The organism is Pseudomonadota bacterium, assembly GCA_039815145.1.
Classification (GTDB): domain Bacteria; phylum Pseudomonadota; class Gammaproteobacteria; order Steroidobacterales; family JBCBZW01; genus JBCBZW01.
Map to the genome: position 1 here is coordinate 1 of JBCBZW010000230.1, position 4,457 is coordinate 4,457.

Annotated in this window: 5 protein-coding genes; 2 read left to right on the top strand and 3 right to left on the bottom strand. The window is 65.4% G+C overall.

From position 1 onward, the window contains the following. Window positions 1–826 (bottom strand): hypothetical protein (locus AAF184_24835; protein ID MEO0425584.1); only part of this gene is annotated, 826 nt, incomplete at its 3' end. Further along, a complete protein-coding gene (locus AAF184_24840) occupies window positions 823–1,134 on the bottom strand; it encodes a PadR family transcriptional regulator (GenBank protein MEO0425585.1) in 312 nt (103 codons plus the stop codon). The genes AAF184_24835 and AAF184_24840, both read right to left, overlap by 4 nt. Before the next feature lie 141 nt (window positions 1,135–1,275). Between AAF184_24840 and AAF184_24845 the strand changes: the two genes are divergently transcribed. Together AAF184_24845 and fur are read left to right on the top strand one after the other, a co-directional pair. After that, entirely contained in the window at window positions 1,276–2,280 is a 1,005-nt protein-coding gene (locus AAF184_24845; GenBank protein ID MEO0425586.1) for an alpha/beta hydrolase, read from the top strand. Between the two features lie 179 nt (window positions 2,281–2,459). Beyond that, window positions 2,460–2,864 carry a ferric iron uptake transcriptional regulator gene (fur, locus tag AAF184_24850; protein ID MEO0425587.1) on the top strand — a complete coding sequence of 135 codons (405 nt, stop codon included), beginning with the start codon at window positions 2,460–2,462 and terminating at the stop codon, window positions 2,862–2,864. Window positions 2,865–2,903: 39 nt separating this feature from the next. Here the strand turns inward: fur and AAF184_24855 are convergent, their stop codons facing one another. Next, window positions 2,904–3,944, bottom strand: coding sequence for a metallophosphoesterase (locus tag AAF184_24855; protein MEO0425588.1), 1,041 nt, complete (start codon window positions 3,942–3,944; stop codon window positions 2,904–2,906). Between the last annotated feature and the right edge of the window lie 513 nt (window positions 3,945–4,457).

The window sequence follows — 4,457 nt, forward strand, 5'->3', positions numbered from 1 at the left end:
GCAGATGCGCCTCGAATGCAGCGTAGAGCACGTCGTCCACGAAGGGTGCCGGCTCCAATCGCGCGGGTAGCGAGGATGTGTGAAGGAGTGCCGCACACGCAGCAGCTGTGACGCCGGCGGTGGCCAGGCGCTTCCTGGCGACGGCGACAAAGCCGGTGCAAAGGGCGGTCACCCCGAGCATAGCGCTGTCGGGTTGCATCGCGAGGGCGACGACGGCGATCAGCACGGCGGCTGTCGACGTTGCCGTCGCGCGGTATGAATACGTCACCAAGAGGGCGGGCAACAGGATAAGACTCGGCTGAACAGCAAGCGGCCCCAGGTGGACCCAGCGGGTGATGCCGTCGACTGTGGTGCCGAGCACGGTGGATCCAAAGAGTAGGGCAGCTAGCAACAGCGCGACGGTTGCGGGGTCACGCCGGCCAAAGGGGACGGGCACCCCAGATGCCCGGCACAGCGCCACGGCTGCGATGAGGGCTGAGAGATTTGCGAGGCCATAGCTGCGTGGCGCATCGGCGGCGAGCATAAAGGCCAACCCCAACAGCACGGCGCCCGCACCGCAGGCTATCGCCAAAGGGCGTGGGCGAGTCAGGAGTAAGGTAAGGCGGCGTACCCGCTCTAGGAGTGACCCGAACAGTCGGGCCTTGAGAGCGATCGGCAGCATCCCGATGAACGCCTGCACGGCGAAGCTCAGCGCTTCGCCGTCATCGTCGATCGCGTCCAGCTCGCGGCGGATCGCCGCTCCCCACGCCCGCGCGGATCCCGCCTCCAGCCAACGGATGACGTCGCACAAGCGGGTGGCGACCGCCCGCGAGAGGTTCAGGCTCATCTGGCGGGCCTGGCGCGGGCAAGGGCGTTGTTGCTCGGCAGTTCCGGAGGGTTCTGCCGCGCCAGTTCGACGCCAGCGTCCGTCAACCGATAGGCGTGGCGGGGCGGCCGCCCGCGCTCCGTGGCCTCTTGCCATTGCGCTTCGAGATAGCCCTGCTCCTCCAGCCGCAGCAGCAGCGGGTACAGCGTGCCAGACCTTACGCCTGTCTCCTTGCTCAGGTCGTAGCCGTGGGACCAGCGCCCGGCGCTGCGGAGCATGACGGCGAGCACTAGGCGTGCTTTCTCGGACAGCTTGCGTTTTCGAGCCATGGCGCTATTAAATCTACCTATGTTGAGTTTTGTCAATGCTGGCGGTGGCAATCCGTCGTTGAGCGAAGTGATGGGAGAGTTGAGGTGAGGCGTATCGACCTAATATTGGCGATAGTTCTGCTCGTAGGCGGTGTCCATTCCTTGGCCGCTCCCGCGGCCCTCGCCGAGTCCTGCGCGCGGGAGAAGGTCGACAAGGTGGAGGTGCCGAACACGGTGTGGGTGCCCGACGCCGATGGCGACCAGGTACCGCTCTGGCCCGAGGGGGCGACCATCGCGTCGCCGGACCTCGACGGCCATCAGGAGATGATCGGCAGCGGCTCCCCCCTCATCGCCGGGCGCCCCTGGCATTGGGCAACCTACGTGTCGCGCCCGACCATGACGATCTACCGGCCAAAGGGAGAGCCTACCGGCGCGGCGACGCTCGTACTGCCCGGCGGCGGATACGCGGCGGTGGCGATGGACCTGGAAGGCACCGAGGTGTGCGACTGGATCACGGCCCACGGTGTCACGTGCGTCCTCTTGAAGTACCGCGTGCCCCAGACCTGGCGCGCTGGCCGTAACGGTGTGCGCGTGCCGCCGGAACACCTGCTCCCCCTGGAAGACGCGCAAAGGGCGATGTCCCTGCTGCGGCGAGACGCCACCGCCTACGGCATCGACCCGCAGAAGATCGGAGTGATCGGTTTCTCTGCAGGCGCGCACCTCGCGGCCGCGTTGAGCAACGCGCGGGAACGCGCCTACGCACCTATCGACGACGCTGATGAAGAGCGCTCGACGCCCGACTTCGCGGTGGTGCTCTACCCCGGACGCTTTCTGCCCGAGGAGCGCGACGCAAAGGCCCTGACGCTCGCCCCCTGGATGACCATCAGCAGCGAGGCACCGCCCACGCTGTTGATCCACGCGATGAACGATCGGGTGAACGACGTGCGCCAATCCATCGCCTACGGGATGGCGCTGCACGAGGCGGGCGTCGCCGTGGACATGAGGTTCTACGCCGACGGGTGTCACGCGTTCGGTCTGCGCCCGACTTCCGCTGCCATCACCACCGAGTGGCCGGATCAGGCCGTCGCGTGGCTTACAGACCTCGGCATGCTGCGAGGACAGTCGAACCGCGCTACGGCCCGTTCATGCGATCTGGAATGCGCTTAATGAGCATTCCCACTCGCACCAGCGCCGGAGGCTCACGGCCCCGGCGGCGAAAAACGTGGTGTACGCCCCCAGCGCCCGGTCTGGGCACGCCCGCGCATGGTGTCGCGCTGGCCGATCCGCCATACTTTGCGGTCGCGGCCAGGGGATTCGGCCGCGCTGATCAACCAGGACTTTTCCTCATGCTCCAACAGAAAGACCTACGCAAGGCCGGCCTCAAGGTCACCCTGCCGCGCCTGAAGATTCTCGAGATCCTCGAGGGCAGTGAGCAGCGCCATCTGAGCGCTGAGGATATCTACAAGGCGTTGCTCGACTCGGGTGAGGAAATCGGCCTCGCCACCGTGTATCGCGTGCTGACCCAGTTCGAAGGCGCAGGCCTCGTGACGCGGCACAACTTCGAGGGCGCCCACTCGGTGTTCGAACTCGACGAGGGCGAGCACCACGACCACATGGTCTGCGTCGAGACGGGCGAAGTGATCGAATTCGTCAACGACGATATCGAGCGGATTCAGCACGAAATCGCGGAGAAGTACGGGTACGAAATCGAGGACCACAGCCTCGTCCTGTACGTACGCAAGAAGACCTGACCGCGGGATCCGCTGACGCTCACAGCCCCGTCAGCGGATTCAGTCCACCCAGTAAGGTCGCTGCTTCGGCATCGGAAACGCCTTCGGCAGGATGCCCTGCTGCAGCAGGTTGGCGATGACCGGGCCGTCGCGCGTCATCGTTACCCACACCATGTGATCGAACTCCCCGTACTCGACGCCGCGCAGTGAGCTGACGCCCCCGGTGGTGGCGAGGGCGATCTTGTCGTGCGTGTGCGAGGCGTCGCTGTCGCTGCCGTCGAACTCGTAGGTGTGTAGGTGTCCCGCGAAGATCGTGTAGTCGCGGTTCTCCAGCATTTCCTCCACCTGTACCCACTCGGGCGGCACGTAGTCGTGCTGAGGCCAAGGCCCCGTCTGTGGGCTCTCCTCGCCCTTCGGCGGATGGGCCCAGCGCGGGCGCCAGTAGGGTTTGTGCACGAACACGAAGGTCCAGCGCACGTCATCGTGGGTCGCTAGCACGCGCTCGAGATACGCGAGCTGTTCGGCCTGCTCGTCCGCGAAGAGCTGCGTCCACTCGTAGCGCCACCACGGCGCGTCACGTCGATCGAACAGCTCCGAGTTGAGGACGAGGAAGAGCGTGTCCTTGTAGCGGAAGTGATAGAAGCTTTTCCCTAAGCGTTCCGTCCACACCTTGGCCATGGCCTCGTTTTGCCAGTCGTGGTTGCCGGGGGTGTAGAAGAAGGGCGCATCGATGCCGTCGACGATGGTGTCGAAGGCGTTCCATTGCGCGTGCAGGGTTTGCTCATCGTCGGTGTAGCCCTGGATGAAGTCGCCCACGGACATCACGAATGCGGGCTGCAGGAGATCGATCTTCTCGGCTGCATCGGCGAACACGCCTTCCCGCGCGCCCCCTGTGCGATCGGTCACCACGAGGAACTGAAATCTCTCTGGACCGTCCAGGGCGTCCAGGGACGTCCAGGGCTTCGGGGCGAGGTGGTGTTGGTCGACGTCGTCGATCTCAATCGCCGCCACCTCGTGTCGTGGCGCTTGCCTCTCGTGTGCGGCCGTGGCTGGCGAGGCAATCAGTGCCAGCAGGCTGGCGATCACGGGTAGTCGCTGCATGTGTCGAGATGCTCCCGGCTTACTGAATCCCCGCCGCAATACTCTCAGGCGAATCGGGCCTCCACGAGCGTGGGGCGGCGTTTGCGAGGGTTGGTGGCCCAATTCCAGCAAATAGCGCCAGAAACCGATGTCACGTGCGTGCGGCTAGGGTGCGATCCGATCGTCGACGTGTCGATTGCGAGATGCCTGGGAGACTTCGTTGCTGCATTCCGTATTTCCATCAGAGGGCGCTGACGCGGGCGGTCGTCTTTCCGATGGAATGCTCCAACCCGCCGAAAGTGATCGGGTGAAGCAGCATGTACGGACACTTGTGAGCGGCGCACGCTGCCTTGTGCAAGGCCTTTGGCTAGGCGCTGGGAGTCACTCGCGCCGTCCGCGGTCGCTGGCGACTTCGCGGGCGGGCACCCCGACCAATGCACTGGCAGCTATCCGCGGCGGCGGTCGTCGCCACGCGATCCCTCGTCCCGAGTGGTGTGCGCGCCACGCCCAGAACGCACCGTTCATACGGACTAC

Coding starts and splice junctions, on each gene's coding strand:
- AAF184_24840 (MEO0425585.1), bottom strand. CDS start 1,134: ATGGCTCGAAAACGCAAGCTGTCCGAGAAAGCACGCCTAGTGCTCGCC.
- fur (MEO0425587.1), top strand. CDS start 2,460: ATGCTCCAACAGAAAGACCTACGCAAGGCCGGCCTCAAGGTCACCCTG.
- AAF184_24855 (MEO0425588.1), bottom strand. CDS start 3,944: ATGCAGCGACTACCCGTGATCGCCAGCCTGCTGGCACTGATTGCCTCG.